Source organism: Oceanobacillus massiliensis str. N'diop, from assembly GCF_000285495.1.
In the GTDB taxonomy this organism is placed as follows: domain Bacteria; phylum Bacillota; class Bacilli; order Bacillales; family Amphibacillaceae; genus Oceanobacillus; species Oceanobacillus massiliensis.
In genome coordinates, this window is sequence record NZ_HE610977.1 from 767454 (window position 1) to 770672 (window position 3219).

Below are 3219 nucleotides of genomic sequence, written 5' to 3' on the forward strand. Positions count from 1 at the left end.
TGAAAGCCCAGCAACCGCTAGGCTCATTGTTAGTGCTTTTCTTCAAATGGGTAGATTTTTTTCTCTTTAGCCTGGTCGTATTGTTCTGTAATTATTTCATCGAGAATTTGCTCTGTATCTTTACCTTCTGTATTGATGCCTAATTGTTCAGCAGACTGCATCACTTTCACTTTATGGATTTCCTTTAGGAGTGAACGGCCGTCTTTATCCTCCGTTGGAATACCATACTTATCCGCTTCGGCTTTCAAGTGTGTTTCCATTACTTCCTTTCTTAGTTCCTTAAAATCCTTTTCTTCTGAAGAAATCCCTAATTCTTCCGCTTTCTGCTTCAACTGTATTTCTTTAACTTCCTTGAATAATTCTTTAGGTTCTTTACCTGTCGTTTCAATTCCGAGTTCTTCTGCCTTATTGGTTATTTTCGCCTGTTTCACTTCTTTGCCGACTGCATCCAAGTCTTTTCCTTCATACTCAATTCCAAGTTCCTCTGCCGCCCGCTTAATCATTTCCTCACGGACTTCCTCCGCTAGCGCACTTTCATCTTTTCCGTCCTTCTCGATGCCTAATTCAATTGCATGCAGCTTTAATAAGGCTTTACTTTTAAAATGATGTTTTTGGCCTTTCCCACCATGATTGCCTTCTTCTTTCGCTTCATATTGTTCATCGGGATGGGCAGAAGCTGCAGATGCTTGCCACGTAGAAAGCGTCAGTACCGCTGATAGTAAAATAAATAATCTTTTTTTCAATTTTAACATCCTTCCTGCAAATGTTTTTCTTCTTTAGCATTCCCAGGTCGGATATAAAAATGAGTGCGACATATTATTTTATTCTCATTAATCCAGTAATAATCAATTTGCAAAAAAATAACGCTATGAAGACCATGTCTCCATAACGCTATTTTTAGAATACCTGCTGCCGGAAAGAAAATAAGGCTCTATGCTTCCATTTTTCCCGTCCAGTTAATAAAGTTCGAAATGACAGAATCAATAAATTGCACAGTAGATTCATCAGTCAGATTCCCTTCATCATCCATCTTGTTCTGAACAGACCCAACGAAGACTTCGTTACCTGGTAATGTAAGGGTCCCTACTCCCGGAGCATTCAGGATTTGACGAAGCTGCATTTGGGCTTTCACTGTTCCCATTGCACCCATGGAGGCACCAACAATCATAGCAGGTTTGTTAACCATTACTGTCTCAACTCGAGAGAACCAGTCAATAGCGTTTTTCAATACTGCTGATATTGACGCATTATACTCTGGTGTTGCAAAAAGGATACCATCACTTGCTTTTATTTTCGCTCTGATTTCTTTAACAATCTCAGGCGGGTTTAGTTCGTCATCCTGATTATAGAATGGAAGCTGATCAATCGGCAATATTTCAATATCTGCTTTCCCCGCATATCTGCTCTGCATAAATTTAACAAGTTTCATGTTATAGGATTCGCTGCGATTACTGCCTACCATCGCTACTATTTTCATCTTAAATTCCTCCAATGCTTATCATGTTGTTCGGCAATGCTATATTTTAACAAGATTCAGTCCATCTCAGCATACGTAATTTATTTACATATATTTATCAGCTTTCTCTCAATCATTGATTTTATGAATAAGAAATGGGAGATATATTTTACCTGACTGAGGATGGTATCACCGAATATGGAACAATACGGATTTTCAAATGAGGAGAAGGTGGGATTCGAACCCACGCGGCGGTTGCCCGCCCTAATGCATTTCGAGTGCATCCCCTTCAGCCGGACTTGGGTACTTCTCCATAGGGAATGATGCTTGTATAAAAAGTACATTGAAAATTGTATACCAAATCATTATCCTTGTCCATTCATGCGATTTATTTAAGGCCAAAAAGCCAAATTATCAGTCAAATAAGAATTTCCACTTACATTTTGAAGGCAATTGGTTTATTCTATAAAAAAGTTTCGTTCAAAACGTTAACGGTAATAGTTATAAGATAAAGCCTTACGAATAAAACAAGGGAGATTGATAACTTGGCCAATAAAGATTCCTTGGTCCCTTTAAAGATGTTGTTATTCAGCTTTAATGCATCCAATACAATTATCATGAGCTTCTTGCCGCTCTACCTGAAATACAATGGATTTGAAGAGGCCCAAATCGGATATATATTGGCAATGGGCCCGCTCGCCATCATTTTTGCCCAGCCTTTTTGGGGATTTATGAGCGATAAATACGAATCAGTGAAGCGGATGCTGCTAATATGTATTATAAGTGTAATCATCGTGAGCCTTGTCTTTTTCCAAATGAGTGATATCACATTGGTTATGATTCTGGCTGGATTCTTTTACTTTTTCCAAAACCCAATTGGCGGATTAACCGACAGTCAGGCACAGCGCCGGGCAAACGATCTAAATGTTCCATTCGGGACCATTCGTACATGGGGTTCGATTGGATTCGCAGTTTCATCACTTGTAGTCGGTAATATCCTGACCATATTCGGTGTTCAATATATGATTATTCCATATTTGTTCTTTGCCACTTTTTCTTTAATAGTCGTTTTCCGCTTAAAAGATGTAGAGGGCGAGTCTGTCCCTGTCCAGCTTAGCGACATAGGAAGATTATTTAAGAACAAGCCCTTTCTGATCTTCATGGGCCTTGTCATGTTCATTATGGTTGGACATCGTGTCAATGACAGCTACATGGGCTTATACATTGCTGAGCTTGGAGGTACGGAAGGATTAATAGGGATAGCATGGTTTGCCGGCGTTGCAGCTGAGGCACTTGTGTTCGGATTTGCTAACTTTTGGTTTAAAAAGTACCATTCTCTAATCTTTATGATAGCGGCAGGACTTGTTTATGCATTAAGATGGTTCCTATATTCTTGGGTGGACAGTCCATATGGAATCGTTGGATTGCAAGTTCTCCACGGGATTTCCTTCGGCGTGTTCTATTCAGCAGCATTCCAATATGTGACAGGACTTATACCAAGATCTATGCAATCCACCGGCCATCTCCTATTTTTTGCAGGGTTCTTCGGAATAACCGGTATCATTGGATCCCTTGGCGGTGGAATGATTATGGATGCATTTGGCGGTGAGACGTTATATTTCATAATGGGTGTCATCGCTGTAACCGGCACAATCTTATTAACGATCTATCATATCCTTCCATATGGCAAGGAGATAGGTTCAACCCTAAGTATGCCGCGAATCAGGATAAGGAGACGTGCATAGTGACGTAAATCATAAAAA

General features: G+C 39.8%; 3 protein-coding genes and 1 tRNA gene. 1 reads left to right on the forward strand and 3 read right to left on the reverse strand.

Translation table 11 applies throughout. The annotated features are described in order from the left end of the window. Positions 1–29: 29 nt before the first annotated feature. From OMHG_RS09275 to OMHG_RS09285, 3 genes are all read right to left on the reverse strand, one after another. Complete coding sequence (locus tag OMHG_RS09275) at positions 30–743, reverse strand: hypothetical protein (protein ID WP_010650324.1); 714 nt, start codon at positions 741–743, stop codon at positions 30–32. Positions 744–931: 188 nt separating this feature from the next. Beyond that, positions 932–1477, reverse strand: a complete 546-nt coding sequence (locus OMHG_RS09280; RefSeq protein WP_010650327.1) for an NADPH-dependent FMN reductase — start codon at positions 1475–1477, stop codon at positions 932–934. A gap of 202 nt (positions 1478–1679) precedes the next feature. Further along, positions 1680–1769, reverse strand: a tRNA-Ser gene (locus OMHG_RS09285). Between the two features lie 232 nt (positions 1770–2001). On the opposite strand from OMHG_RS09285, the gene OMHG_RS09290 reads away from it, so the two are divergent. Then, positions 2002–3201: an MFS transporter gene (locus OMHG_RS09290; RefSeq protein WP_010650329.1), complete on the forward strand. Its 1200-nt coding sequence runs from the start codon at positions 2002–2004 to the stop codon at positions 3199–3201. Positions 3202–3219 lie beyond the last annotated feature (18 nt).